Here is a 23609-nt window from a genome sequence, read left to right as displayed (position 1 = left end):
GTCCCTCCAGGCCCTGACCACCTCCCTGGTCACCGCCCTGGCCGCGAGCCTGCTCGCGCTCACCGTCGGCACCTGGGCCGCGCTGGCCGCCGCGTCCCTCGGCAGACGCGGGAAGCGGTGCCTGGACGCCCTGTTCGTGCTGCCGGTCGCCGTGCCGTCCGTGGTCGTCGGCCTGGCCGTGCTCGTCGCCTTCAGCCGGCCGCCCCTCCTGCTCAACGGCACCAGCTCCATCGTCGTGCTCGCGCACACGGTTCTCGTCACGGCGTTCGCCTATCAGTCGGTTTCCGCCGCCATCGTCCGTCTCGACCCCGCGTACGAGCAGGCCGCGGCCTCCCTCGGCGCCCGTCCCGGCTACGTGCTGTGGCGGGTCCGCCTCCCGCTCCTGCTGCCGTCCCTCACCGCGGCCGCGGGCCTCTGCTTCGCCCTCTCCATGGGCGAGCTGAGCGCCACGATGATGCTCTACCCCCCGGACTGGATGCCCCTCCCGGTCCGGATCTTCACCGCCACCGACCGCGGTTCGCTGTTCGGCGGATCCGCCGTCGCCGTGGTCCTGATGGCCACCACCCTGCTGGTGCTGCTGGCCGTCTCCCGCGTCCGCACCCGCGCGTCCTACCGCTGACTTCCCCTCCGGTTTCCCCTGGTCCCCCTCCGGATTCCCCCGTCCCCCGCAGACTCCCTTTCCGCGTAAGGAACTTCCATGACCGGCACGTTCACGCTCCGCAACGCCGCCGCCCTCACCGGCGGCCTCGCCCTCGCCGCCTCCCTCACCGCCTGTGGCGGCGGCTCCACCGCGGCCGCCGACGCCGAGGACGGCGGCGGCGAGAAGGTGGTCACCGTCTACAGCGCCGACGGCCTCAAGAGCGACAAGGGCGACGGCTGGTACGACAAGGTCTTCGCCGAGTTCACCAAGAAGACCGGCATCGAGGTCAAGTACGTCGAGGGCGGCTCCGGCGAGATGGTGCAGCGCGCCGTCCGCGAGAAGACCAACACCCAGGCCGACGTGCTGATCACGCTGCCCCCCTTCATCCAGCAGGCCGACGGCAAGGGGCTGCTCCAGGCGTACGCCCCGCAGGGCTCCGACAAGGTCAACGGGGCCGACAAGGCCGCCGACGGCAAGTGGACCTCCGTCGTCAACAACTACTTCGGCTTCGTCTACAACAAGAAGGAGCTCGGCCAGGCCCCCAAGACGTGGGAGGAGCTGCTCGACGCCAAGTACAAGGGCAAGCTCCAGTACTCCACCCCGGGTGTCGCGGGTGACGGCACGGCCGTCCTCATCAAGGCGATGCACGACTTCGGCGGCAAGGAGCCGGCGATGGAGTACCTGAAGAAGCTCCAGACCAACAACGTCGGCCCGTCCTCCTCCACCAGCAAGCTCGCGCCGAAGACCGACAAGGGCGAGCTGCTCGTCGCCAACGGCGACGTCCAGATGAACTTCGCCCAGTCCAAGTCCATGCCCAACCTCGGCATCTGGTTCCCCGCCAAGGACGGCGGCAAGCCCACCACCTTCGCCCTGCCCTACGCGGCGGGCCTGGTCGCCAAGGCCCCGCACGCCGAGAACGGCAAGAAGCTCCTGGACTTCATGCTCGGCGAGGAGGCGCAGAAGCAGGTCAGCGAGATCGGCGGTGGCTTCCCGGCGCGCGCCGACGTCAAGCCGACCGACGCCAACGCCATCGAACTCACCAAGCTGATGGCCGGAGTCGAGGTCTTCCAGCCGGACTGGGCCGACATCGACAAGAACCTCACCGCCCACGTCGACGCGTGGAAGTCCGCGACCGGCAGTTGAGCGGCGGCGGGGTGTTCGGCGGATCGCGGGCGAACACCCCCTGGGCCTTAACCCCCCGGCCACCCGTGGCCACAAGAGTAACCAATGCATAACGGGTCTGGACCGAAGGTCGCTCCCTCCGGTCCGGACCTGCCGCACGCCCTGCTCGATCCGCCGCGCCTTCCCCAACGCTCCTGGAGGAGCACGTGTCCACTGTCCTGTCCGGACGCACCCTCGCCGTGGCCGCCACCGCCACGGCCCTGCTCGCCACCACCCTCGGCCTCGGCGCCACGGCCTCAGCCGCCCCCAACCCCACCGACCCCGCCAAGGCGGCGGCCGAGGCCGCGGCCAAGGCGGCCGCCGCCCAGGCCCCCGCCGCCACCCCCGCCGCGGCGCAGGCGAACACCGACAAGGTGCTCGTCATCGGCCTCGACGGCGTCGTCCTCGACCGCGTCAAGGCGGCCAACGCCCCCCACCTGAACGGGCTGATGGCCGAGGGCCTCACCGCCCGCAGCACCCTGTACGCGAACCCGATGGCCGCCACCTCCTCCGGCCCCGGCTGGTCCACCATCGCCACCGGCGTCTGGCCCGACAAGCACGGCGTGAAGGACAACTCCTTCACCGGCAAGAACTACGGCGCCCACCCCGACTTCCTGACCCGCGTCGAGAACGCCAAGCCGTCCCTCAACACCTACGCGGCCGCCGACTGGGAGCCCATCACCTCCACCGACCAGAACGGCCCCATCTTCTCCGCCAAGGTCGACAAGCGGCTCTCCCTGAAGGGTGACCGCGACGGCTACGGCAACGAGGACCCGAAGATCGCCGCGGCCGCCTCCGCCGAGCTGCGCGACGGCAACCCCGATGCCGCCTTCGTCTACCTCGGCCAAGTCGACTCCGCCGGCCACTCCTACGGCGCCGCCAGCCAGCAGTACCTCGACGCCATCGGCCGCGTCGACACCCTCGTCGGCCAGGTCCTCACCGCCCTCAAGAACCGCCCGACGTACGCCCAGGAGAACTGGAAGATCCTGGTCACCACCGACCACGGGCACACCGACGGCGGCGGCCACGGCGGCTCCACCATCCAGGAGCGCGGCACCTTCGTCATCGCCAAGGGCGCGGGCATCGCGGCCGGCTCCGTGCGCGAGGACGTACGCCTCGTCGACGTCGCAGCGACCGCGCTCGCCCAGGTCGGCGTCAGCACTGCCGCCCTGGACGGCGTACCGCTGGCGAACCCGGACAGCGACGCCTTCGACTCCCTGCGCCCGAACCTCCAGGCCCGCGTGGACGAGACCGGGATCCCCGCCGGCACCAAGGGCTTCACGCACACCCCGCCCGCCGGATGGTCCGTGGACAACTCGAAGATGGGCACCGGGGGAGTCGCCGAATGGGCCGGCTGGGCCTTCGCGACCGACGAGTTCTGGAGCCAGGCGCAGCGCGACCAGTGGCGCGAGCTGAACGTCCGCTCCCGTGACGTGTTCGCCGTCGCCGACTCCGACGAGTGGGACGACAAGACCCACACCGGCACCTTCGACTCCACCCTGATCACCCCCAAGTGGGCGGTCACCGGCGGCACCACGCGCACCCTGGCCTTCCAGACGCACTACCGCCACGAGGCCGGCCAGACCGCGCAGGTCCTCGTCTCGTACGACGGCGGCGCCCCGGCGGTGGTGAAGACGTACACCGCCGACGCCGTCGCCAAGGCGGAGTCCCTCCCGCTCCAGGTCCCGGCGGGTGCCAGGGACGTCCAGGTCCGCTTCCGCTACAGCGGCAGCAACAACTGGTACTGGACCGTGGACAACGTCACCCTCACCTGACCCGGCCTCCCGGCCTCCCGGCCTCCCGGCCTCCCGGCCTCCCGGCCTCCCGGCCTCCCGGCAGGCTAGCCCCCGGCAGCCGGAGCGACCCGCTCGAACGGCCAAGGGCAGGCGCTGTCAGACGTAGTCGACCAAGTCGGCGATGGAGTCCTTCACATGGGTCGGGCGGTAGGGGAACTTGTCGATGTCCCCCGGCGCGGTCAGCCCGGTGAGCACGAGGAAGGTCTCCATCCCCGCCTCCAGCCCGGCCAGGATGTCGGTATCCATCCGGTCGCCGATCATCGCGCTGGTCTCGGAGTGGGCGCCGATCGCGTTGAGACCGGTCCGCATCATCAGCGGGTTCGGCTTCCCCACGAAGTAGGGCTCCTTCCCCGTCGCCTTAGTGATCAGTGCGGCCACCGCGCCGGTGGCGGGGAGCGCCCCTTCAGCCGCTGATTGGTAGCTGCCTGTAGGTCTACCTCTCACGGAGGGCGACAAACCGCAGGTCAGGGCCAAATATGTTTTGGGTGTCCGCGTTTCGCCCAGGACCCCCAAAACATAGTTCGAAACTGGTTCGATTACCCTGACCCCAGATCCGGAATGAGAGAGTCCGCATGGGGATACTAGTCGGCGGCTACGCGCGTATCAGCGACGTAGGAGAGCTGGGCGACGGCCGAGACGGCGAAGAGGGGGTGACCCGCCAGAAGGAGGACGTTCACGACCTCGTGAAGGTGCGGGCCCTGACCCTGCACCGCATGTACGTGGACAACGACCTGTCCGCCTTCAAGCGGCGCGTGAAGCGGCCGGACTTTGACGAGCTGGTCTCTGACCTGGAGACCGAGGTCATCGACGGGATCGCGGCGTACAACATCGACCGCGTGACTCGGCAGCCTCGACAGCTCGAACGGCTGATCGATATTTACGAGCGGGCCCGGCGGCCCATGGTCTTCGCGACCACTGCCGGCGACTACGACCTGTCGACCGACGACGGCCGGTTCAATGCCCGCCTGTACGTGATGATCGCGAACAAGTTCTCTGCCGACGCGGCCCGCCGTGTCGCTCGCCAGAAGAAGGCCGAGGCGATGGAGGGGAAGCCCCATCGCGGGGTGGCCCCGTTCGGCTGGAAGGACGGCGGGAAGGAGGCCGAGCCCTTCGAGGCCGAGCTGATCAACAAGGCCCATCGGGACATCCTGAACGGCAAGCTGCTGTCCGAGGTGCACCTCGAATGGGTCGAGCTGGGGGTGAGGAGTCGACAGACTCCGCCCGGCCGGAACATCACGTACACGTCCGTCCGGTACATCCTCACGAACCCCCGCCTGTGCGGGTACCGGGTGTATGTGCCGCAGGCCGAACGGGAGAAGCGCGGGCGCCTCGACCTGAGCGAGTTCGTCCTTGAGCGAGCGGACGGGACGCCGGTCATTGGCGACTGGGAGAAGATTTGCTCGCCGGACCAATGGCGGGCCGTGTGTGACGTGCTGAAGTCTCGGGCGATCTCCGGGCGAGGGCGCAAGAAGGGGAGCACGGTCACGAAGCGGCTGCTGACCCGCATAGCTCGCTGCGGCGAGTGCGGGGGCGGAATGCTGACGATGATGTACACGCGCGGCACGACGAGCTACGAGCGGCACGGGTTCTTCTACACCTGCCTGAAGTCCGCGGGGGGCTGCGGCGGAGTCTCGCGCTCGGGCCCGCCGGTCGAGGAGTTCGTCGAGGCGGCCCTCCTGGCGTACCTGCGGCGCATGGCGAAGGCCCTGCGGTCGGGCACGTCAGAGATCAATCCGGCACTCGTGAAGGCCAGGGCAGAGCTGGATCAGGTGAAGGCGGAGATCGCGGAGGCCCGGCAGTTGCGGGAGTCGGGCGAGTTCCCGCTGAAGGAGTTCGTGCGTGAGATCAAGCGCCTGGACGATCGGCGCGATGCCCTCGAAATCGAGGTCGCGACCCTGAACGTGTCCGGCATGGAGTCGAGCACCACGGCGGCCGAGCGGATCGCGAGGGAGTGGGAAACGTACACGACCCCGATGAAGCGCGCTGCGATCGAGCGGTTCATCGAGGCCGTGGTGATCAAGAAGCAGCCGCGAGGCGGTAACCACGCGTTCCGGCCGGACCTGATCGACGTCATCTGGAAGTAGCGGGGCGCGTCATCCATCGCGCTCCAGACCGAAGCGGGCACAGAGCCACTCCACGTCTTCGGGGGTAGGGGTCGGGGCCTTGGCGAGCATGGCCTCGACCCACTCCTCTTTCGTCACGGGGTGACCCGTCCGTTCGCCTCGAAGGCCGCGTGCGTGATCGGCATCAGCTCGGCGAAGATCCGCTCGGCCTTCTCGGCGCACATCTCGATCTCGCGCTGCGGGTTCGAGACGAAGGCCGCGTCCTCGCGGTGCGTGCGCAGGCTGAGGAAGTTCATCAGGCCGCGAGGGTTCATCGTGACGTACATCGAGCTGTAGATGCCGACCGGCAGGGCCGCGCGGGCGATCTCGCGGGCGACGCCGGCAGCGAGCATCCGCTCGTAGGACTGGTAGGCGGTCTCGTAGGCGCGGAGCAGCTCGGCGTCCACGGTGGCGAACTGCTCGGGGGTGCCGGGCTCGAAGCGGTAGTGGCCAGGCTTGCCGACCTGGACGAGGTTGCGGCCTACGGCGGGGAGGTAGAAGTCGGGCTTCAACTCGCGGTAGCGGGCGGACTCTTCGTTGTACGAGGCGATGCGGTGGCGCTGCCATTCGCGGAAGACGAAAATCGGGGCCTCGATGTACAGAGTGAGGCTTCCGTGCTCGAAGGGGCTGCCGTGACGCTCGCGCATGAGGTACTTGATCAGGCCCTCGTCGCTGGTGGCCAGGGTCCGGCTGGTCTCGTCCTGGCGGGTCTGGGCGCCGAGGGTGGAGACGCGGGCGGCCCGTACGACGGCGAGGTCCGAGAGGTTGTGGTCGACGAGTTCGACGCGCATGTCGGAGCGGAGGTTGAGGGGGGTGGTCACGGCTACTTCCTTCGGGTCCAAAGTTTACATTCAGGCCGCGTGATTGGCGGCGTAGTCCTCGTAAGAGCGTCGGGACTGCTTAGTCAGGTGCCACATGCCGAACTCGCACTCGTAGACGCGGTTCTCGCGGTTGATGGGGCCGCGTCCTCGGATCGTCTGGGCCTGGCGGTCGCGCTTGGCCTGTGCGCGGCCGAGGGCCTTCTCGGCGGAGCGCTTGTCGGGGAAGGCGCGCTTGTCGGAGCAGTCGCAGGCGTGGAAGTCGACGGTCTTCACGATGGTTCTCCTTGCTGGTCAGTGGCGGGGCTTGGCGACGAGGCCCTTGCGGCGGGCCATGCGCATGTAGGTGAGGACGGTCTGACGCTGGACTCCGAGGTAGTCGGCGAGGTGGCGGGCCGGATTGAGTACGCCGTCGATTTCGGCCTGTACGAAGTGGGTGGCGAGGCGGACGAGGAAGGCGTCGGTGACGTGGTATCCCTCGCGGAGGGCGAGCAGCTCGGCGATCTCGGCGTCGGTCATCTGCGGGGCGCGGAGGGCGTCGGCGGTCATGGTGGTATCCGTTCTGGTGTCATTTGGCCCGGAACTTGTCGCACGGGCAGGTGGGGAGCTGGCAGGCGCCTCTGCCGGCGCCTGCTGCGGAGTGGGTGAAGGGTGCGTGGCCGCATTCGGGGTGGAAGCAGTAGCCCTTCCAGCCCTTCTTGCCGTCCACGTTGGCCAACATCACGCCGGGGCTGTGGAGTTGGACCATGCGGCCTGTGCCTCCGAACGCCATCTTCGAGGCGAAGGTCTTCACCTCCGCTTCGCTGCCGAAGGGGCCGAAGTTCAGGCCGCGGTGACCGTCCGCCCAGGTGTGGACGAGGGCGATCGTGTTGCGCATCTGGATGAGGTCGGCGGCTTCCTTGAAGACGGCCTTGGCCATCTGGTCGGCGCTCTCGAAGGTGGGGTCCTCCAGGAGCGCCTTTATCGCCTCGACCTCTTCCTTTCGGGGGGTCAGTCGCATGGACCAACCTTAACAGCGCGGTCCCATATTTACATAGCGAGCGGGATGAGCTGCATCACACGGTCGTGGAGCTGGGCGAGGCTGCCGTCGTTCTCGATCACGTCATCGAAGAGGTACCCGGCGAGGGCGTTCTCGCTGGAGTGCTTGGAGCCGTGGGCGGGCGCCTGGCCGGGTCGCCGGATCAGGACGACCAAGCCGCCGCGTTCCCGGATTGCCTCGGCCTCGTTCGGGAACCGGACGTCGGTGATGACGGTCGGGCCCCAGGTGTCCGCGTCGCGGAAGAGGCCGTCCACCCAGGCGTTCTCGCCGAGCACGTCCCGCACGCCTTCGGTGCCGAGGCGCTGGAGGTATTCGCGGACCTGCGGGTACAGCTCCTTCGTGGTGTCCCAGCCGTACATGTCGACCTCGTACCGGAGATTGGTGATGCCGTCGCGGTACTCGGGCTCGGGGAGGGTCGGGTTCATCGCGTACAGGACTTCCTTCACCTTGTCGGCGAAGGCCCGGCGGGACCAGCCCAGGTCGAGCAGGGCTTGAGCGGCGGCGTCCTTGCCCGAGCGTGCCGCGCCGGCAAGTCCGATCAGGGGGGCGTTCATCTGGCTGTCTCCTTCGTAGGGCGGGGTCAGGCGGTCTGCGCGACGGCGGGGGCAGCCTCGTCAATGGCGGTCTCAAAGGACCACTCGCCCTCCATGAGGCTGCGGCGCATCTGAAGCTCGGCGTGACGGCCCTGGAGTTCGCGGAGCATCCGGTCGACCTCGCGGTACTCCTCGCGGAGCGCGGCCGTGCGCTTCGAGCGCTTCTCGCGGGCAAGCGCGGCGGCCTTCTCGTGGACGAGGGCGGCGTCCTCCTGGTGCAGCTCGACCAGAGCGCGGATCAGCTCACGCGTCTTGTCGCGCGTCCCCCTGGGCGCCGCGTAGTCGTCGATGCCGCCCTCCTTGCGGCGCACCGAGAAGTTCCAGTCCATCTCGCGCTTCGTGTAGACGTGGACGCCTTCGGCCAGTTCCGATCCCCAGACGTCGAGGTCGCCCTCGCAATCCGCGTAGTGGCTCCGGCCGTACCCGACGTAGAAGCCGGACGGGAGGAACTCCCAGGCGTTCTCGTTGGGGCCGTTCGTGTGCCAGGTGACGAGCGGCTCGTCGTACTTGGGGGCGATCCGGATCGTCCCGCGGATTCGGGGGCCGGTCACCCGGTACGCGGTCACCCACGGCCGGTTGGTGGTGGCCCAGGGCTTGTCGTTGGGCTCCTCGGCCAGGCGCTCGAAGTAGACGGTCCCGAAGGACAGGCCGACGTGCCCGGCGTACTCGAAGGTCTCGGTCTCGCTCATGGTCTCTCTGCTCTCTGTGAGGGGGCCGCCCTGCCCTCTCCCTGTATGGACGGGGCGGCCGTGGGGGTGGGTGGTGGTCAGTCGCCGTAGCACTGCGAGACAGGAATGCCTTCGTCTCGGGCGTGGCGGATGCAGCTCTCGGCGCACTCCACGAAGAAGGCGAGGGACTTCTCGGCGGCGTCGGCGACGGTTTCGGCGAACTCGAAGCGGGAGTTCTGCATGCGGAGCAGCTCGTTGCCGAACATCAGGTAGAGGCCCTCGCCGCTCCAGTAGACCCGGCCCCCGCCGCGCGGGTTGTTGGTGTTCTGCTCGTGGAACACCGCGTCGCCCGTGAGGCCGCGTTCGATGCGTACTCGGATGCTCGCGCCGTCCGAGAGGGGCAGGCGGTCGGTGTGTGTCTTCATGGGACTTCCCTTCGGGTTCAGGCAGTGGTGCCGGCGGATCGCCCGGCGTAGAAGCGGAGGGCGTCGCGGGCCTGGGCTCGGGCGAACGGCCCGCCGTAGAAGCCGTGGCAGGAGTCGACCTCGGCCCACTCGGGCTCGTCGGCGTCGGGCTGGTCGGTCTCCTCGACGACGAAGCCCCACACGTCTCCGGCGAGCCATGCCTCGTACTCCTGCATCTCGGCCTCGACGTACCCCTCGGTCAGGAGTCCGGCGTCGAGGGCGAGGGCCTCCTCGCCGGTCACGTACCAGAGGGAGCGCGGGCCCCGCTCGGGCGAGGACTCCAGGACGACCCCGCCGTGCATGATCGCGACGTACCGCTCGAAGGTCTCCACTCCCTTCCACTGGTTCCAGGCCAGGCGGCGCCAGATGTGGGCGAGGGGTCCGCCGTCCTGGTCGACCGGCCCGTACTGGCCGAGGTGGGTGTCGATGGTGATCACGTGGGCGATCGTCTCGGCGTCGTTGCGGGGGTTCTCGGCGTGCTCGTCGCGGACCAGGCGGACGCGGAGGCGGCCGTCGTCGGTGGTGGACAGGACATCGGTCATGGCGGGTGCCTCTCGTCTGGGGGCCGCCCCCGCTCTCCCTGTATGCAGGGGCGGCCGGATACGTGCTGGGGGTTAGGCGCCGGGCTTCTCGGCGTCGGCCTCGTCGGCGATGCGGTCGAGAACGGCGTCGGAGTGGCGCAGGAGGATGCCGTAGGCCACATCGGGCGACTGGTAGGCGTCGGCCATGTTCCGGAGGACGCGGCCGTAGTCGCCGAGGAACCCGCAGTATTCGTCGATCGGGAGGGACTGTGCCTCGCGCATGTCGGCCTCGATCTGGGCCTTCTCGGCTTCGAAGGTCTCGCCGACGACGGGCTTGGAGCGGTAGGGCTGGGCGGTCATGTTGGTTCCCTTCGGGTCAGGCGGTCTGGGTGGCGGTGAGGGCGTCGGTGTCCCAGGCGGGGACGGGGCGGCCGATCTCGGCGTACCGGGCGGCACGCTTCGCGGCGTTCGCCGCGCCGGAGTACGGGCAGCCCTTGTGACGGCGGGGCGGCGCCGGGTTGGCTCCCTTGCGGTCCCGCATGTGCGAGTAGTAGGCGGTGAACTCCTGGCCGCACAGCTCGTCGACCAGGGCCCAGCGGTGCTCGCTTCCGGGGTAGCCGTGGTGGGCTCCGGCGCACCGGGTGCGGGTGCAGCCCTCCGGCTCGGGGACCGGGGTGGAGCGAGGGGAGTAACCGAGTTCGGTCATGCGGGCCCAGGCGACCGGAAGGGTCTCCAGGTTGCGCGGGGTGGGCTTCAGGAACGGCGCGAGGAACGGGGCGGTGCTCATGTGTCCTGCCTTTCAGGCGAGTTGGGGGTCAGGCGTGGTCGGGCGCGGGGAGGTAGCCGAGGGTGCCGGCGGAGTCGACGGCCCAGACCTCGCCGGGTTCGAGCACCAGGTCGCGGGCGGTGATCTCGGAGGCGCAGTGGTCGCAGCGGAAGAGACCGGAGGCCGTCACCCCGAAGGGGGCCTTGCTGCACTCGGAGCAGATGATCGTGATCATTGGTAGCCTTTCGGGCTGGCCCCTCCTCGCTCCCTGTGAGGAGGGGCCGCTCGCCTGGGTCAGTCCTTCGGGAGGTCCGCGAGGATCGCGAGCAGCTCGTCGCAGGCCGCGTACTCGGCGTCGCTGACGTAGCGCCACTCCTCGTCGGGGAGCATCTCGACCGGCAATGAGAGGGCCAGGCTCTCGGCGGTCTGGGCGAGGTTCAGGAGCGCGTACGCCTCCTGGGTGTCGGGGGCGTCGTCGCGTCGAGTGACCTCTCGCGCGGCCTTCAGCACGTCGGCGACGAGGAGCTTGATCCGGCTGAACGCGATCGACTCGGCGTTCTTGATGGACGGCATCATGTGCGTATCTCTCTGTGGTCACATGTTTACACTGCGGGTTGCGAGAAGGGGTCGGGTCAGTCGGACCAGAAGACGTGGATTCCGCCGAGCACCTCTTCGGCGTGCAGGCCGCCGCTGAACAGCTCCTCGGCCGCCCTCGTCCAGTCGATCTCGTTGAAGGGCCAGCGCGTCATGCGCTCCTTGTCCTCGTCCGAGGAGGTCATCTCGGCCCACTCCTGGGCGTAGGCCGCCTCGTCGTCGTAGAAGCCCCGGTAGGCGTCGCGGAACTTGTCGACCCAGTGGGCGCGGTCGGACTGCTCGCCGAACACCTCGACCCAGCAGGCGAACGCTCCGGCCTCGTCCTCGGTCAGGCTGGCCAGGGCCTCGGCGATCTCGGCCGCCTCGGACGGCGAGCACTCGCCCTCCAGCGCGCCGAAGAACCCCTCGTGGTCCATCACCCACAGTTCCTCGTGGGAGGTCTCCCGCTTGTGCAGGTCGGCCGGGGTGACCAGGTCGGCCGTGTCGGCGGAGTACCAATCACCCACCAGGCGACCGGCGTTGTAGCAGGCCAGGCAGCCGATCCAGACTTGCGGGTCGATCTTGCGGGCCGTGATCATGTGTCCTCGCTTCGAGGTAGGGGGCCGCCCCTCCCACTCCCTGTCTGGGCAGGGGCGGCCGGTGGGTGGGGTCAGGCGGAGATCAGGTCCCAGCCGTCGAGGATGTGGGTGATCGCGGCGCTGTCGATGTGGGCCTTGGCTGCGGCCTCGCGCTCGGCGTAGGTCGGGTAGTCGAAGTTCGTGACCACCTGAGCGAGGGGGTCGGCTTCGAGCGGCTCGAAGAATCCTGCGATCACTACGTCGCCGACTCGGACGAGGAGGGACAGTGCGCCGCACTCGGGGGCGATGAAGGCGATCTTGTCGTCGGGCGTGATCATGGTTGGCTCGCTTTCGTGGGAGGAGGGGGTCAGGCAGCGGCGGGGGTGGAGGCGTCGCGTACGGCGGTAAGCGCGGCCTTGACCTCGGCAAGCGCCTCGGCGCGCTCCCCGGCCGACTTGTACTGCCAGGACTGCGTCTTGAAGACGGGGGCGTCGGTCGGGCCCTCGTACCCGCCCAGCCACTTCAAGATCGACTGGCGGTGCGCGAGGTCTGCCGCCTCGCGGCGCACCACGGCGGCCAAGATGGTCTGCCAGTGGTGCTCGACCCAGTGGGCCGGGGTGTTGGAGAAGTTCGCCAGTGCGGTAGCGACGTGACCCGCGAGGCCGGACTCGTCGTCGCGCTCGTTGGCCAGGTGGTGAATCGCCTTGTTGCGGAAGCGGATGGCCGCGAGCCGCAGCGATTCGCTGTCGGTCTGGAGGGCGAGACAGACCACTCCGCGGTGCTGGTCCACCATGCCGGCGGCAGCCTTGATCGCGTCGGGAAGGGTGCTCATGTGATCCTCACTTCGGAGGGGTGAACTGACGGCGCTGGATGGCTCGTTCAGAGGACAGGGCCCGCCTGTCGCTGACGCCCGGAGGGCGTTTCGCCTTTGCGCTGGGGACCGCCCCTCCCCGAGAGGGGAGTCAGGGAGGGACGGCAGTAGAGGGGGCTCAGGCCCGTGCGAGGTCGCTGTTCGAGGTGACCTCCTGCACGGAGATCCCGTGCTCGTGCAGGACGCCGCAGTCGTCCTCGCCGCACTCGCACTCCTCACGGAGCGTCTGTGCGTGCATCTGGGCGCAGCCCTGGGCGTACTGCCAGGCCGACCACAGCGAGGTGAAGTGGGACTCGGCGTCGCGCTCGTATCCCTCGCGCTGCGTCACCAGGACTCGGCCAGTCGCCTGCGCTTCGACCTCCCACAGGCCCACCAGGTCGCCGTTCTCACGCCAGACCCGGACCTCGTGGTTCGGCTCGCACTCGCCCTCGAAGGTGCACCCGGAGCCGTCGCAGTACCCGGTGAAGCAGTGCCACGAGTTAGCCGGGTCGCAGTCTTCGTTGCGGCAGGACTCGCACTCGTGGGCGTTCATGATGTGCATCCCGCAGCACTCGCAGTCGTGCGCGCCTCGGATGATCTCCTGCGACTCGTCTTCGAGCAGCTCCCAGCCCTCGGGCAGGAATGCGGTCACGTCCTCGGGCTCGTCGTCGAGGTAGTGGTCGATGTACGTCGTCTCGCCTTCGGCGTCCTCGACGATCAGCATCAGGTACCAGCGGGCCTCGGAAGGGGCAACGATCGTAGACATGTGTCCTCGTTTCGAGAGGGGCCGCCCCTGCCCTCTCCCTGTGCGGGTAGGGGCGGCCTGGTCCAATGTTTACACCGAGGTTTTAGAGAGAGCTGGTCTCGACGAAACCGGCGTCCTCCCGCTCGGCGAGCTGGGCCTCCAGCTCCGCGATCCGGTGACGGGCCTTGTCGTAGGCGTACGAGACCTCTTCGAGACGCTGGCCGAGGTTGTAGGCGATGGTCAGCAGGTCGAACCGCTGGACCTCACGCTTGGCCAGGTTGACCGGACGGACCGACTTCGGGGCCTCCATCTGGGCGATCACCTGCGGGGCGATGAAGACGAAGCCGGCACAGTAGGCGCACCGCTCCTCCGCGTCCGCCTCGGCGACCTCCCGCTCGTAGAAGGAGAAGTCGATGCACTGGTAGCACCTGAAGTCGCCGTCCGACTTCTTGACTCCGACGCGCTTGCCGTACTCGCGGTCGGCGTCGCTGAACACGTACTCGGTCATGTGACCTGTCTTCCGTGAGGGCTGGTCCAAAGTTTACACCAGCCGGTATTTTTTGCCGAACCGGGCTGGTTCGGCGTGGTCTCACCTTATCACGCTTGCCGTTCGGAGTTTCGCGTTTGGCCTGGTCAGCGGTAGGCACTCCCATTGTCCTACCGCCCGGACCGTGTGGCCGCTTGCGGCACCCCTCCCGAACCTTGCGGCCCGGTCGGCGTGGTCACACCTTAACACACTTCCCGGTCCGATCCGCAACCCCCTTGCGTGAGCTGCGGTTTTCCCGGTCCTGCGTGCCATCCGTCCGCCCCGTTGCCGGGCCGTTCGTCGTGGTGTGGTCACACCTTAACACGACCGACGGGCCGCACCACAACCCCCGGTTTCCACAGCCTGTGAGGGCCCGGAGTCTTTAGCCTCTTTACGCGCGTGCGCACTGCCCGCTCTGGCCTGCTCTGTGCTGTGTGTGCTGCTGTGCCTGTGCCTGCCCTGCTCTGCGCTGTGTGCTCTGTGTGTGCTGCTGTGCGCCATGGTGTGCGCTACGTCTTGGGATGCACTCAATGCACAGTGATGACCATGCATGTCCGTTTGTGTCCGCCGAACGCCGGCCTGATGTCGTGATGTCCGTTTCGCATGCAAACGCCGGCCTGATGCCCTCGTGTGCCGACATGCGTGCAGGTGGGGGGATGCGGGCGGGGGTGGGGCAATGACCCCTCGGGCGAGGCTTTCCGGGCCGCCAGGTCTTAGCAGCTCGGATTCTGCCACGGTTCCAGGGTCGACGAGGCCCTCGGCGCTCGCCCGCCCCCGCGTCCATATGCGCAGGTCAGCGCCCGTACAGCCGTCCTGCAGCGGCTCCGCCGGCACTGCACAGGAATGAAGCCGCGGCGAGGTCAGTCTTTGCCGTCGCCCAGGGCTCGGCGCGCCTCGTCGGGGTCCAGGACGAAGCGCACGCGGTGCTCGATGTTCCGGTCGGACAGGGCGTCGAACTCCCTCGCGTCCCGCATCGCCTCGGCAAGCTCCTGCCGCTTCACGTCCCGGGCAAGGTCGGCGGCCTGCGCGTCCTCGATCGCGCACTCAAGCGCGAGCGTCGGCCCGTGAACCGGAGTCGGGTCGTCGATCACAGCGTGCCGCCCATCGTCGCTGCGCACCTCGACGGCGGCCGGAAGCCCGGTGTACTTCTCCGGTGCCGTCTCGCGCCAGCGCGCCAGGACCAGGCGGCCGAGGTCATGAGCGGTGCCGCCCCACGTCGTCATCTCGCCCGAGTGGGCAGGCTCCTGCCAGCCCTCACCCGCGTTGGCTGCCGCCGGCACGCGAAGCTCGTAGGTGAAGGTGGTCTCGCTCTCGTCCATGGCGCCGACTCTATCCGCGCTCGACTGGGCGAAGTACGTCTTCACGTCTTCATGAAGGGGCGGCCTACCGGCCGCCACATCCGCTTGCCGTCTTCACGCTGTCGCCCCTGCGGGGCGCCTCTTCTCTCGCCGCTGCCTCCTTCCGCCGTCGCCCTTCGGGCGCCGCCGAGAAGTGACGCACGTCACAGGCTTTCGCCTTTCCGGAATCAAGATCAACTAGCGACTTATAAGTGTAAGTACGTAAGTCGCAAGGCTCGCGAGGCTTGAGCGCCTGTCGGCGCTCGCCAGCATGAAGACGCCTTGCACGTTCGCGAGTTGCAGGCTTGGCCCCGGAGGGGCCACCTGGGAAAGACGAAGTACGTACATACGTACTTCGGGGTCGGGGGTCTTCTGGAGATCCTCGAACTCTGCGCAGGGTACGGCGGCCTGGGAATGGCTGTCGCCCCGCTCGTCGGCGGACGCATCGCGTACGTAGCGGAGAGCGCCCCAGGCCCGAGCGCGGTCCTCGCCGAGAGGTACCCGGACGCTCCGAACCTGGGCGACATCCGCGAGATCGACTGGACACAGCTCGTCGGCAAGGTCGACGTGATCACGGCAGGGTTCCCCTGCCAGGACATCAGCATTGCGGGGTCACGAGTTGGAATTCGAGGCTCTCGCTCTGGAGTTTGGGTCAACGTCCTTGACGGCGTTCGCGCGCTACGACCGCGATACGTCTTCCTGGAGAACGTGTCGAACCTCCGGACGCGCGGCCTCGAAGTCGTCCTCCGTGACCTGGCCCAGATCGGGTATAGCGCGCGGTGGATCTGCGTACGAGCTACCGCAGCTCAAGCCCCTCACCTCCGTGACCGGTGGTTCTGTATCGCGACCCCTGAAGACACCGACGGCGAACCTCGGATCTAACGGCGGCGCTCGCCCACCCGCTGAGCGTCGCGCAGGCGGCCACGGTCCGACCCTCGACGACGAGGTCTGCTACCTCCTCCCCTACTCGGAAGCGATCCGAGAAGGCCGCGAGCCCGAAGCCGCGGTAGACGGTCCCCACTCTCCCGCTCACTGGTGGGGCGAGTACCTCGCTGCCATCCGGCAGTGGGAGGACGTGACCGGCCGCGCCGCCCCGCCCCCTACCGAGGTGGGCCGCAAGGGCGGCCCGCGCGTCACGGTCGAGTGGGTTGAGTGGCTGATGGGCCTCCCCCTCGGCTACGTGACCGGCATCCCCGGCCTGACGCGCGGACAGCAGCTCCAGATCCTCGGAAACGGCGTCGTGCCCCAGCAGGCCGCATGCGCCTTCAAGGCTCTCCTCGACCTGGGGGTGTAGGTGCCGAACTGGAACGGCTCCGACCGGCGCGAGAGGTTGCCGGCGGACTGGCCGCGCATCCGACTTCGCGTCCTTCGGCGGGACGGACACCGCTGCACTCACCGCGATCAGTACGGCGAGCGCTGTGCCGAGCCCGCTACGGACGTCGACCACATCGTGCCTGGTGATGACCATCGAGAGACCAACCTTCGAGCGCTCTGCGGGTTTCATCACCAGGCCAAGTCGTCCCGCGAGGGGGCCCTCGCTATGGCTGCCAACCGGCGCCGGATCAACAGGCGGTTCCGCCGGACCGAGGCTCACCCCGGTCTGATGTAAGGGGGTGGCCATGTTCACCGCTGCATGGGTCGCGTGGATCGCGTCCTTCGTCGTGATCGAGGGCGTGGCCCTCGCCCGCCGGCAACCCGGCGACACCCTGTCCGAGCACGTCTGGAAGTGGTTCCACACCGCGAAGGACACCGTGCCGGACGGCACCACTCGACTTCGCCGCGCGGTCCTGGCCTGCGGCATGGCCTGGCTCTCCATCCACTTCCTAACCGGGGGCACGTTCTGATGCGACGCAACCTGCACTTCGGCACGGCCCGCGCACGGACCTGGGTCAGGTGGCTTCCGCTACATGTCGGACCCGTCCACTACAACCGGGATCACCCTTGGCGCTCGGCTATCGGCTTCGCCGTGGGCTCCTTCGGCCACTACGTGTACGTCTTCGTCGCCTGATGTGAGGGGGTGAGCCGATGCCCGGCCCCGTACCCAACCGAGAGGCCGACCTCGCTCGCCCCCGCGAACGCAAGGGCAGTGATGTGCAGTCGGTGACGCGCGGTCTCGCGCGCCCGACGAAGGTTCCCAACGGTGACCGCAACTGGCACCCGATCGCGAAGCGCCTGTGGGACTCCCTGAAGGAGTCCGGGCAGGCCGACTTCTACCAGGCGAGCGACTGGGCCCTCGCGTACTCGCTCTGCGAAGACCTCTCCTACTACAAGAAGTCGGGGAAGCGGTCGGGCCAGATGCTCCAGACCATCTACAGCGCCTTTGAGCGGCTGCTCGTCGCCGAGGGCGACCGGCGCCGTGTGCGCATCGAGCTTCACGAGCCCGAGCCCGAGGAGCAATCCGCGGCCGTGCTCGCCATCGCCGACTACAAGAAGGACTTGGGCCTCGCCGAGTAGGTGAGCCGCCCTTCGGGCGGCCCAACCACGAGGGGAGGTGAGTCCTATTTCAGCCCTCACAGCAGAAGAGATCGACGCCTTGGAGCCGACGTTCCTCGGCCCGACATGGCTGCGGAACCCTGACCGGTCCTGGAAGCTGCCCGAGCACACACTCGGCTGGCAGATCGCCGGTTGGGCCGCAGAGTTCCTCAAGGCGGAGGACGGCGGGCCCTGGCGCTTCACGCGCGAGCAGCTCCGCTTCGTCCTGTGGTGGTACGCGGTCGACGAGAACGGCCGCTTCGTCTACCGCAAGGGAGTTCTCCAGCGCTTGAAGGGCTGGGGCTTACCGGCAAGGACCCTCTCCTCGCGGTCGTCTCGCTCGTCGAGTTCGTAGGCCCGAGCCGCTTTTCCCACTGGCAGGACGGGCAGCCGGTAGGCGTCCCCCACCCCCAGGCGTGGGTACAGATCGCGGCCGTATCGCGCGACCAGACCCGCAACACCATGACCCTGATGCCGTCCCTGATGAGCGACAAGCTGATCGAGACGTACGGCATCAAGGCGGGCGCCGAGCTGATCCGTGCGAACGGTGGCCGGCAGAGACTTGAAGCGGTCACCAGCTCCTTCCGTGCCCTGGAGGGCGGCCGGGTCACCTTCACCGTGCTGAACGAAACGCACCACTGGGTGACCGGCAATAACGGCGATCGCATGTACGAGACGATCGACGGTAACGCCACCAAGAAGGACAGCCGTTACCTCGCGATCACGAACGCCTACCTCCCCGGCGAGGATTCAGTCGCCGAGCGGATGCGCGAAGCCTTCGAGAAGATCCGCGAAGGCCGGGCCTCGGACATCGGCTTCATGTACGACTCGATCGAGGCGCACCCGGCAACCCCACTGACGCCCGAGGCGATCCGGATCGTCCTGCCGAAGATCAGGGGCGACGCCGTCTGGCTCCGGGTCGAAACGATCCTTCAGTCCATCCTCGACACGACGATCGCGCCGAGCCGCTCGCGGCGTATGTGGCTGAACCAGATCGTTGCCTCCGAGGATGCCCTGTACGGCCCGGCCGAGTGGGATGTCCTGCGGCGCGATGAGCTGGAGCTGAAGCCCGGCGACGAGATCGTCATGGGCTTCGATGGCGGCCTGAGAGACGACAGCACAGCCTTGATCGGGCTGCGCATCTCGGACTCGTACGCCTTCGTGATCGGCCTGTGGGAGAAGCCGGACGGCCCGGCCGGTAAGGACTGGGAAGTCCCACGCTTGCAGGTCGACAGCGCCGTGCACGACGCCTTCAAGGTGTTCTCCGTGCAGGGCTTCTACGCCGATGTTGCCTTGTGGGAGTCGTACATCTCCGAGTGGTCGGAGACGTACGGCGAGGGCCTGGCCGTGAAGGCGCCCGGCAAGGACGCGATCGGCTGGGACATGCGGTCCTCGCTGAAGGCCGCGACGATGGCGCACGAGCGCCTGATGCGCACGGTCTTCGACAAGAAGCTCGTCCACGACGGCGACCTCAAGCTCCGCCGGCACGTGCTGAATGCAGTCCGGCGCACGAACAACTACGGCGTCTCCTTCGGCAAGGAAAGCCGGGAGTCGCCCCGCAAGGTCGACGCCTACGCCGCGCTCATGTTGGCGCACGAGGCCCTGTTCGACCTGCGCGCCCGAGGCAAGAAGGTCCGTCAACGGTCCGGCCGAGGGTTCTTCCTGTAGTGGTGTAAATATGAGACCAAGGGTGGTGAACCATGGCTGACCCCACAACCACCGCCCTCGCGGCGGAACTGCTCGCCATCCTCGGTCGGGACAAGCTCCGGCTCCAGCGGATCGACGACTATCTCCACGGCAAGCATGACGACCCGTACATGCCCGCCATGGCCGACGACGAGTACCGCCTCCTCGCGAAGCGGGCCGTCTCCAACTGGACGCCCCTGCTGGTCAACACGCCAGTACAGGCGCTCTACGTGGACGGCTACCGCGCAGGCGACGACCAGGGCAAGGGCTCGGCGACGGACCTGTCCTCCCCGCAGTGGGAGCACTGGCAGCGTTCCCGGCTCGACGCCCGACAGACGGCCGTCTACAGGGGCGCTCTCACCTACGGTCACAGCTTCACGCTGACCGAGCGCGTGAAGGGACGGGTCCTGACGAAGGGTCTGTCCGCCATGCGCACGGCCGCGCTGTACGAGGACGCCGCGAACGACGACACCCCGTACGCCGCGCTGACTGTGACGGCCTGGCCGAAGGACGGCAAGCGCGGCAAGGCCCGTATGTGGGACGCCCGCTTCGAGCACGAGGTCACCTTCGTCTCGCTGGACGACCTACAGAGCGTTCGGGTCGGCAGGGGCAAGCGCCACGGCGCCTCGGAATGCCCCGTCACCCGCTTCGCGGCGTCGGTCGACCTCGAAGGCCGGACAGTCGGCGTGGTCGAGCCGATGATCCCGTTGCAGAACCGGATCAATCAGACGGTGTTCGATCTCCTCGTCGCGCAGACCTACGCCTCGGTGAAGGTCAGGACGGTCACGGGCATGGCCCCGCCGGTCCAGCGCGACCCGGAGACGGGCGAGATCGTCCTCGACACGGACGGCAACCCGATCCCGCTGCCGATCAACCACAACGCCAAGAGGTTCCTCTTCGCGGAGGACCCGGACACGAGATTCGGCAGCCTCGACGAGACCCCGCTCGGCGGGTTCATCGACTCGATCGACATGTCCATCAGGCACCTCAGTGCCATCTCGCAGACCCCGCCGCATCACTTGCTTGGCCAGATCGCGAACCTGAGCGCCGAGGCTCTCCAGGCCGCCGAGACCGCCCTGAGTCGCAAAATCCAGGAGTTCCGGACCCTCTTCGGCGAGTCCTGGGAGAGGGTGTTCCGCCTGGCGGCCGAGCTGGAAGGCGCGTCCGGAATCGACGACTTCAAGGGCGAGGTTCTCTGGCGCGACATGGAACAGCGCTCCCTCGCGCAGGCCGCTGACGCGCTGGGCAAGCTGCGCGAGCAGCTCGGCATCCCGGCCAAGGGCCTGTGGAAGCGCGTCCCGAACGTCACGCAAACCGAGCTGGACGAGTGGGACGACCTCGCGGACGAAGAGGATTCGGTCGGGCAGCTCGCTTCCGCGCTGTCGCGGGCGACCGGCGACCCCTTCCCTTCGGGTGAGGTGCCGGACGAAGTGCCGGCGGCTGCATGACGCGCACGACGAGGCAGGCCGAGACCGATGACGTCTCGGCCGCCTACCACCTTGCCCTGACCCAGATCGGTGCAGAGACCACGGTCGAGGCGATGCGTCTTTGGGCGGACGTCCCGGCCAATTCTCGGGCCGTCACTGCGGGCGGATGGCTGCGTAAGGCCATCACGATGGTGATGTCCCGGCGTCGCCAGTCGCGCGACCTCGCGCGGGCCTACTACAGACTGGCGCGAGCGCTCCAGACGGGGTCGACCGTCGCCGACCCGTACCACCCCGAGCCCACGTACGTGACGCTCGCCGACCTTCGGCGGGAGTTCGCGGCGCTGGCCGGTACGTACGAGCCACCCGCGCAGTCGCCCTCGGATCGACCCCCTGTCCAGGACTCAAAAACCTCGAGGTCCGCCGGCACCCAGGAGACCGCAGCCGAAGAGAACCGACCGGGCCAGGCGCCCGACAGTTCACGGCCGGTCGACGAGGACCAGGACGACGAGGACCAGGACGAGGACTTCGAGCCGGTCACCGACGACGAGGAACAGGACGAAGAGGAAGACGACTGGGACCGCATCCTCGTCGAGGAGCTGAAGGGCCTTCGCGAGGAAGAGGAGCGGATCGAGCGCCAAGCCGAGGAGGAGCTACGGCTCATCCTGGAAGCGCTCGGCCCCCGCAACCTCGACCAGAAGCTCACCGTCGAGGACGCCGACCCGGACGACGCCCACCGCCAGGCGGGCGCCCGTCAGGCCGCAGCCGCGTCCCGTATCGCCATGAACGGCGGCCGGTCCTCGAACTGGACCCACATGACCCGTGACCGGCGGGCGATCGGCTACGTACGCCTGTCGCGCACCGGTACCCCCTGCGGTTGGTGCGCGATGCTCATCAGCCGCGGTGCGGTCTACAAGACCCAGTCGTCCGCCCTGTTCAAGGACGGCGACCGATATCACGACAACTGCCACTGCTACGCGATGCCGATCTGGAATCGGGATCAGTTCCAGGCGAGCGAGTTGACGGCCCTGTCCCGTCAGTACATGGCCCTGTGGCCAGAGGTCACGAAGGGCCACACCGGCAAGGACGCCGTATCGGTCTGGCGCCGATTCATCCGCCAGAAGCAGAGAGCCGCAGCCCAGGAGGCGCGGGAATCCACGACCACTGCCCCGGAGGCGTGAAGTGTCTGAGAAGCCCAACGAGGAGAACCCGACCGGCGAGGCCCCGCCCGGCGAGAAGCCGGACGACGAGCAGAAGCCGGACGACAAGGAGAGTGCCGGCGCCGAGTCCGGCGGCAGCGAAGACGAGCTTCCCCCGTGGGCCCGCAAGGAGCTGACGAAGGCTCGTACCGAAGCGGCCGGTTACCGCACTCGACTGCGGGACGCCGAGGAGAAGCTCTCCGGCGCCAAGACGGCCGAGGAGTTCGAGGCCGCCCTCTCCGAGGTGAAGGCCGAGAACGCTCGCCTTGAGCGCTCCGTCCTCGTCGCCACTGTGGCCCGCAAGTTCGACCTCCCCGAGACCCTCGCTTCCCGCCTGACCGGCGCGACGCCCGAGGAGCTGGAGGCCGACGCGAAGGCCCTTCAGGCGCTTCTCGCCCCCACCGCCCCGCCCGCCCTGAGCGGCGGCCTCGACCCGTCCGACGAAGACGACGGAGAGATGAATCCGCGCAAGCTCGCGCGGCGCTCGCGGCGCTTCTAGCGCCCCCGATGACCACCCTCATTCGCCCCCCGTGCTGACCGGCCGGGGGTTTTTTCATGCCCCGGAGGTAAGCCTCAGTGCCCACCGTGCAGCACCAGATCGTCAAGCCCCAGAAGCTCGCCGCCACTGCGGTCGGGATGCTGGAGCAGGAGCTGATCATCCCCAACCTCATGCAGAAGCAGGGGATCGACCAGTTCAAGGGCGCGGAGAACGACACCATCTCCGTCCCCGTCGAGGGCGTCCTGCCGTTCCACGACTACGCGTTCCGTAACGACCGGTCCAACCCGATCGTCTTCGACGAGTACAGCGAGCGGAAGATCCCCGTCACCTTCGGCGGCAACGTGTACTCGGCCGTCAAGCTGACCGACGAGCAGTATGACTTCGACATCGACCAGTGGTCCAAGCTCCTGCGCCCGCAGGTCAAGGCGGTCGCTCGCGGTCTGGCCCGCCGGGCTGTCTCGACCCTGACCGGCGCCTCCTACAACGTCAAGATCGGCAACGCTCAGCAGAACCTTCGGGGCGCGCTGATCGAGGCGCGTCGAGTCCTGAACGCGTTCCACGCGCCGGAGGGGAACCGGTACCTCCTGGTCGGCACCGACTTCGAGTCGGCGCTCCTGAACGACGACAAGATGAACCTCGCACAGAACGTCGGCGACGACGCGGCCGAGTCCGCGATCCGCACCGCCACCCTGGGCGACCGCTACGGCTTCCGCATCGTCGTCGACCAGACCATCCCGGCCGACGAGGCGTACGCCTTCTCTGGCTCCGCGTTCATCTTCCTGACCGGCGCCCCGTCCGTCCCTCAGTCCGTCCCGTTCGGCGCGACCCAGTCCTTCGAGGGCATCGCGGCCCGCTGGGTCCGCGACTACGACCCGACGTACATGCAGGACCGCTCGGTCGTGAACACCTACGCGGGCTTCCAGACCGTCAAGGACGTCCTTGTCGGCTGGGACCAGGCGAACGGCAAGGAGGTCATCTCGACCTCTGAGCACTTCGTGCGCGGCATCAAGCTGAAGCTCGACGACAAGTCGGACTACCCGGCCGCGGGCTCCGAGCTGGCCGTCATCACCGGCGTCTCGGACGCGAAGGTCTGGACCCCGGCCGGTTACAAGGCGGAGACCGACCCGGCCAACGTCTGATCCGACTAGGGCG

Annotated in this window: 33 protein-coding genes and 1 pseudogene; 15 read left to right on the top strand and 19 right to left on the bottom strand. The window is 68.3% G+C overall.

The genetic code is table 11. The annotated features are described in order from the left end of the window. From SSNG_RS13080 to SSNG_RS13070, 3 genes are all read left to right on the top strand, one after another. Positions 1 to 619: ABC transporter permease subunit (locus tag SSNG_RS13080; RefSeq protein WP_063749888.1), on the top strand; the 619-nt coding region annotated here is incomplete at its 5' end. Positions 620 to 697: 78 nt separating this feature from the next. After that, a complete protein-coding gene (locus SSNG_RS13075; protein WP_007264304.1) occupies positions 698 to 1783 on the top strand; it encodes a 2-aminoethylphosphonate ABC transporter substrate-binding protein in 1086 nt (361 codons plus the stop codon). A gap of 185 nt (positions 1784 to 1968) precedes the next feature. Further along, positions 1969 to 3576 (top strand): alkaline phosphatase family protein, encoded by a 1608-nt coding sequence (locus SSNG_RS13070; RefSeq protein ID WP_241695039.1) that lies wholly within the window; start codon positions 1969 to 1971, stop codon positions 3574 to 3576. A 117-nt stretch (positions 3577 to 3693) separates the two neighbouring features. Here the strand turns inward: SSNG_RS13070 and SSNG_RS13065 are convergent. Continuing rightward, positions 3694 to 4119: pseudogene (locus SSNG_RS13065) on the bottom strand (HAD hydrolase-like protein); the annotation flags it as partial. 50 nt (positions 4120 to 4169) lie between these two features. On the opposite strand from SSNG_RS13065, the gene SSNG_RS13060 reads away from it, so the two are divergent. Further along, positions 4170 to 5681 (top strand): recombinase family protein, encoded by a 1512-nt coding sequence (locus tag SSNG_RS13060; RefSeq protein ID WP_063749887.1) that lies wholly within the window; start codon positions 4170 to 4172, stop codon positions 5679 to 5681. Between the two features lie 113 nt (positions 5682 to 5794). Here the strand turns inward: SSNG_RS13060 and thyX are convergent, their stop codons facing one another. The 18 genes from thyX to SSNG_RS12970 all read right to left on the bottom strand — a co-directional run bounded on the left by thyX (position 5795) and on the right by SSNG_RS12970 (position 15159). Continuing rightward, complete coding sequence (thyX, locus tag SSNG_RS13055) at positions 5795 to 6490, bottom strand: FAD-dependent thymidylate synthase (RefSeq protein ID WP_050779860.1); 696 nt, start codon at positions 6488 to 6490, stop codon at positions 5795 to 5797. Between the two features lie 60 nt (positions 6491 to 6550). Beyond that, positions 6551 to 6793 (bottom strand): hypothetical protein, encoded by a 243-nt coding sequence (locus SSNG_RS13050; protein WP_007264299.1) that lies wholly within the window; start codon positions 6791 to 6793, stop codon positions 6551 to 6553. Between the two features lie 18 nt (positions 6794 to 6811). Beyond that, the gene (locus SSNG_RS13045) at positions 6812 to 7066 is read right to left on the bottom strand and encodes a hypothetical protein (protein ID WP_007264298.1); all 255 of its coding nucleotides are present in this window, start codon (positions 7064 to 7066) and stop codon (positions 6812 to 6814) included. Between the two features lie 19 nt (positions 7067 to 7085). Next, entirely contained in the window at positions 7086 to 7517 is a 432-nt protein-coding gene (locus tag SSNG_RS13040; RefSeq protein ID WP_007264297.1) for a hypothetical protein, read from the bottom strand. Positions 7518 to 7546: 29 nt separating this feature from the next. Beyond that, complete coding sequence (locus tag SSNG_RS13035) at positions 7547 to 8110, bottom strand: hypothetical protein (RefSeq protein ID WP_007264296.1); 564 nt, start codon at positions 8108 to 8110, stop codon at positions 7547 to 7549. 26 nt (positions 8111 to 8136) lie between these two features. After that, entirely contained in the window at positions 8137 to 8838 is a 702-nt protein-coding gene (locus tag SSNG_RS13030; RefSeq protein WP_042800937.1) for a hypothetical protein, read from the bottom strand. A 77-nt stretch (positions 8839 to 8915) separates the two neighbouring features. Beyond that, on the bottom strand, positions 8916 to 9242 hold the full coding sequence (locus tag SSNG_RS13025; RefSeq protein WP_042800936.1) for a hypothetical protein: 327 nt from the start codon (positions 9240 to 9242) through the stop codon (positions 8916 to 8918). Between the two features lie 17 nt (positions 9243 to 9259). After that, on the bottom strand, positions 9260 to 9823 hold the full coding sequence (locus SSNG_RS13020; RefSeq protein WP_007264293.1) for a hypothetical protein: 564 nt from the start codon (positions 9821 to 9823) through the stop codon (positions 9260 to 9262). 72 nt (positions 9824 to 9895) lie between these two features. Then, a complete protein-coding gene (locus tag SSNG_RS13015) occupies positions 9896 to 10162 on the bottom strand; it encodes a hypothetical protein (RefSeq protein ID WP_042800935.1) in 267 nt (88 codons plus the stop codon). 16 nt (positions 10163 to 10178) lie between these two features. Beyond that, positions 10179 to 10589: a hypothetical protein gene (locus SSNG_RS13010; RefSeq protein WP_007264291.1), complete on the bottom strand. Its 411-nt coding sequence runs from the start codon at positions 10587 to 10589 to the stop codon at positions 10179 to 10181. 28 nt (positions 10590 to 10617) lie between these two features. Next, positions 10618 to 10803 (bottom strand): hypothetical protein, encoded by a 186-nt coding sequence (locus tag SSNG_RS13005; RefSeq protein WP_007264290.1) that lies wholly within the window; start codon positions 10801 to 10803, stop codon positions 10618 to 10620. Between the two features lie 59 nt (positions 10804 to 10862). Continuing rightward, complete coding sequence (locus SSNG_RS13000; RefSeq protein WP_007264289.1) at positions 10863 to 11144, bottom strand: hypothetical protein; 282 nt, start codon at positions 11142 to 11144, stop codon at positions 10863 to 10865. A gap of 56 nt (positions 11145 to 11200) precedes the next feature. Then, positions 11201 to 11740 carry an antirestriction protein ArdA gene (locus SSNG_RS37900; protein ID WP_050779615.1) on the bottom strand — a complete coding sequence of 180 codons (540 nt, stop codon included), beginning with the start codon at positions 11738 to 11740 and terminating at the stop codon, positions 11201 to 11203. Positions 11741 to 11811: 71 nt separating this feature from the next. After that, the gene (locus SSNG_RS12990; RefSeq protein ID WP_042800934.1) at positions 11812 to 12057 is read right to left on the bottom strand and encodes a hypothetical protein; all 246 of its coding nucleotides are present in this window, start codon (positions 12055 to 12057) and stop codon (positions 11812 to 11814) included. 29 nt (positions 12058 to 12086) lie between these two features. Then, positions 12087 to 12551 carry a hypothetical protein gene (locus SSNG_RS12985; RefSeq protein WP_042800933.1) on the bottom strand — a complete coding sequence of 155 codons (465 nt, stop codon included), beginning with the start codon at positions 12549 to 12551 and terminating at the stop codon, positions 12087 to 12089. 157 nt (positions 12552 to 12708) lie between these two features. Further along, a complete protein-coding gene (locus tag SSNG_RS12980) occupies positions 12709 to 13335 on the bottom strand; it encodes a hypothetical protein (RefSeq protein WP_007264286.1) in 627 nt (208 codons plus the stop codon). 82 nt (positions 13336 to 13417) lie between these two features. Continuing rightward, on the bottom strand, positions 13418 to 13822 hold the full coding sequence (locus tag SSNG_RS12975) for a hypothetical protein (RefSeq protein WP_007264285.1): 405 nt from the start codon (positions 13820 to 13822) through the stop codon (positions 13418 to 13420). 878 nt (positions 13823 to 14700) lie between these two features. Next, positions 14701 to 15159 carry a hypothetical protein gene (locus tag SSNG_RS12970; protein WP_129593302.1) on the bottom strand — a complete coding sequence of 153 codons (459 nt, stop codon included), beginning with the start codon at positions 15157 to 15159 and terminating at the stop codon, positions 14701 to 14703. 300 nt (positions 15160 to 15459) lie between these two features. Here SSNG_RS12970 and SSNG_RS12965 point away from each other — a divergent pair, with 300 nt between their 5' ends. The 11 genes from SSNG_RS12965 (at position 15460) to SSNG_RS12920 (ending at position 23596) form a co-directional block, all read left to right on the top strand. Continuing rightward, positions 15460 to 16059 carry a DNA cytosine methyltransferase gene (locus tag SSNG_RS12965; protein ID WP_241695038.1) on the top strand — a complete coding sequence of 200 codons (600 nt, stop codon included), beginning with the start codon at positions 15460 to 15462 and terminating at the stop codon, positions 16057 to 16059. 193 nt (positions 16060 to 16252) lie between these two features. Continuing rightward, on the top strand, positions 16253 to 16471 hold the full coding sequence (locus SSNG_RS43730; RefSeq protein WP_241695037.1) for a hypothetical protein: 219 nt from the start codon (positions 16253 to 16255) through the stop codon (positions 16469 to 16471). 325 nt (positions 16472 to 16796) lie between these two features. Continuing rightward, positions 16797 to 17021, top strand: a complete 225-nt coding sequence (locus SSNG_RS12950; RefSeq protein WP_128637455.1) for a hypothetical protein — start codon at positions 16797 to 16799, stop codon at positions 17019 to 17021. Next, positions 17021 to 17185: a hypothetical protein gene (locus SSNG_RS42045; protein ID WP_007264280.1), complete on the top strand. Its 165-nt coding sequence runs from the start codon at positions 17021 to 17023 to the stop codon at positions 17183 to 17185. The genes SSNG_RS12950 and SSNG_RS42045 overlap by 1 nt, the downstream gene beginning before the upstream one ends. A gap of 17 nt (positions 17186 to 17202) precedes the next feature. After that, on the top strand, positions 17203 to 17631 hold the full coding sequence (locus tag SSNG_RS12945) for a hypothetical protein (protein WP_007264279.1): 429 nt from the start codon (positions 17203 to 17205) through the stop codon (positions 17629 to 17631). A gap of 37 nt (positions 17632 to 17668) precedes the next feature. Then, entirely contained in the window at positions 17669 to 18004 is a 336-nt protein-coding gene (locus SSNG_RS43725; RefSeq protein WP_241695036.1) for a hypothetical protein, read from the top strand. Between the two features lie 128 nt (positions 18005 to 18132). Continuing rightward, positions 18133 to 19317 carry a terminase gene (locus SSNG_RS12940; RefSeq protein WP_241695035.1) on the top strand — a complete coding sequence of 395 codons (1185 nt, stop codon included), beginning with the start codon at positions 18133 to 18135 and terminating at the stop codon, positions 19315 to 19317. 32 nt (positions 19318 to 19349) lie between these two features. Continuing rightward, a complete protein-coding gene (locus SSNG_RS12935; RefSeq protein ID WP_007264277.1) occupies positions 19350 to 20783 on the top strand; it encodes a phage portal protein in 1434 nt (477 codons plus the stop codon). Next, entirely contained in the window at positions 20780 to 21940 is a 1161-nt protein-coding gene (locus SSNG_RS12930) for a hypothetical protein (RefSeq protein WP_007264276.1), read from the top strand. Before SSNG_RS12935 ends, SSNG_RS12930 begins: the two co-directional genes overlap by 4 nt. Before the next feature lies 1 nt (position 21941). Then, entirely contained in the window at positions 21942 to 22457 is a 516-nt protein-coding gene (locus tag SSNG_RS12925) for a hypothetical protein (protein ID WP_007264275.1), read from the top strand. Between the two features lie 77 nt (positions 22458 to 22534). Then, entirely contained in the window at positions 22535 to 23596 is a 1062-nt protein-coding gene (locus SSNG_RS12920; protein WP_007264274.1) for a hypothetical protein, read from the top strand. Positions 23597 to 23609: the final 13 nt, after the last annotated feature.

It is taken from the genome of Streptomyces sp. C, assembly GCF_000158895.1.
In the GTDB taxonomy this organism is placed as follows: Bacteria; Actinomycetota; Actinomycetes; order Streptomycetales; family Streptomycetaceae; genus Streptomyces; species Streptomyces racemochromogenes.
Note: the sequence above shows the minus strand (reverse complement) of the source record. Positions and strands in the feature narration are given on the sequence as shown.

What these genes read in the sequence shown, in the direction of transcription:
- SSNG_RS12930 (WP_007264276.1), top strand. Translation starts at nt 20,780, where the DNA reads ATGACGCGCACGACGAGGCAGGCCGAGACCGATGACGTCTCGGCCGCC.
- SSNG_RS12950 (WP_128637455.1), top strand. Translation starts at nt 16,797, where the DNA reads ATGTTCACCGCTGCATGGGTCGCGTGGATCGCGTCCTTCGTCGTGATC.
- SSNG_RS12985 (WP_042800933.1), bottom strand. Translation starts at nt 12,551, where the DNA reads ATGAGCACCCTTCCCGACGCGATCAAGGCTGCCGCCGGCATGGTGGAC.
- SSNG_RS42045 (WP_007264280.1), top strand. Translation starts at nt 17,021, where the DNA reads ATGCGACGCAACCTGCACTTCGGCACGGCCCGCGCACGGACCTGGGTC.
- SSNG_RS13030 (WP_042800937.1), bottom strand. Translation starts at nt 8,838, where the DNA reads ATGAGCGAGACCGAGACCTTCGAGTACGCCGGGCACGTCGGCCTGTCC.
- SSNG_RS12940 (WP_241695035.1), top strand. Translation starts at nt 18,133, where the DNA reads ATGAGCGACAAGCTGATCGAGACGTACGGCATCAAGGCGGGCGCCGAG.
- SSNG_RS13075 (WP_007264304.1), top strand. Translation starts at nt 698, where the DNA reads ATGACCGGCACGTTCACGCTCCGCAACGCCGCCGCCCTCACCGGCGGC.
- SSNG_RS13060 (WP_063749887.1), top strand. Translation starts at nt 4,170, where the DNA reads ATGGGGATACTAGTCGGCGGCTACGCGCGTATCAGCGACGTAGGAGAG.
- thyX (WP_050779860.1), bottom strand. Translation starts at nt 6,490, where the DNA reads ATGCGCGTCGAACTCGTCGACCACAACCTCTCGGACCTCGCCGTCGTA.
- SSNG_RS13025 (WP_042800936.1), bottom strand. Translation starts at nt 9,242, where the DNA reads ATGAAGACACACACCGACCGCCTGCCCCTCTCGGACGGCGCGAGCATC.
- SSNG_RS37900 (WP_050779615.1), bottom strand. Translation starts at nt 11,740, where the DNA reads ATGATCACGGCCCGCAAGATCGACCCGCAAGTCTGGATCGGCTGCCTG.
- SSNG_RS12970 (WP_129593302.1), bottom strand. Translation starts at nt 15,159, where the DNA reads ATGGACGAGAGCGAGACCACCTTCACCTACGAGCTTCGCGTGCCGGCG.
- SSNG_RS13040 (WP_007264297.1), bottom strand. Translation starts at nt 7,517, where the DNA reads ATGCGACTGACCCCCCGAAAGGAAGAGGTCGAGGCGATAAAGGCGCTC.
- SSNG_RS13015 (WP_042800935.1), bottom strand. Translation starts at nt 10,162, where the DNA reads ATGACCGCCCAGCCCTACCGCTCCAAGCCCGTCGTCGGCGAGACCTTC.
- SSNG_RS13035 (WP_007264296.1), bottom strand. Translation starts at nt 8,110, where the DNA reads ATGAACGCCCCCCTGATCGGACTTGCCGGCGCGGCACGCTCGGGCAAG.
- SSNG_RS13045 (WP_007264298.1), bottom strand. Translation starts at nt 7,066, where the DNA reads ATGACCGCCGACGCCCTCCGCGCCCCGCAGATGACCGACGCCGAGATC.
- SSNG_RS13020 (WP_007264293.1), bottom strand. Translation starts at nt 9,823, where the DNA reads ATGACCGATGTCCTGTCCACCACCGACGACGGCCGCCTCCGCGTCCGC.
- SSNG_RS12980 (WP_007264286.1), bottom strand. Translation starts at nt 13,335, where the DNA reads ATGTCTACGATCGTTGCCCCTTCCGAGGCCCGCTGGTACCTGATGCTG.
- SSNG_RS12990 (WP_042800934.1), bottom strand. Translation starts at nt 12,057, where the DNA reads ATGATCACGCCCGACGACAAGATCGCCTTCATCGCCCCCGAGTGCGGC.
- SSNG_RS12945 (WP_007264279.1), top strand. Translation starts at nt 17,203, where the DNA reads ATGCCCGGCCCCGTACCCAACCGAGAGGCCGACCTCGCTCGCCCCCGC.
- SSNG_RS12935 (WP_007264277.1), top strand. Translation starts at nt 19,350, where the DNA reads ATGGCTGACCCCACAACCACCGCCCTCGCGGCGGAACTGCTCGCCATC.
- SSNG_RS13010 (WP_007264291.1), bottom strand. Translation starts at nt 10,589, where the DNA reads ATGAGCACCGCCCCGTTCCTCGCGCCGTTCCTGAAGCCCACCCCGCGC.
- SSNG_RS13000 (WP_007264289.1), bottom strand. Translation starts at nt 11,144, where the DNA reads ATGATGCCGTCCATCAAGAACGCCGAGTCGATCGCGTTCAGCCGGATC.
- SSNG_RS12975 (WP_007264285.1), bottom strand. Translation starts at nt 13,822, where the DNA reads ATGACCGAGTACGTGTTCAGCGACGCCGACCGCGAGTACGGCAAGCGC.
- SSNG_RS13005 (WP_007264290.1), bottom strand. Translation starts at nt 10,803, where the DNA reads ATGATCACGATCATCTGCTCCGAGTGCAGCAAGGCCCCCTTCGGGGTG.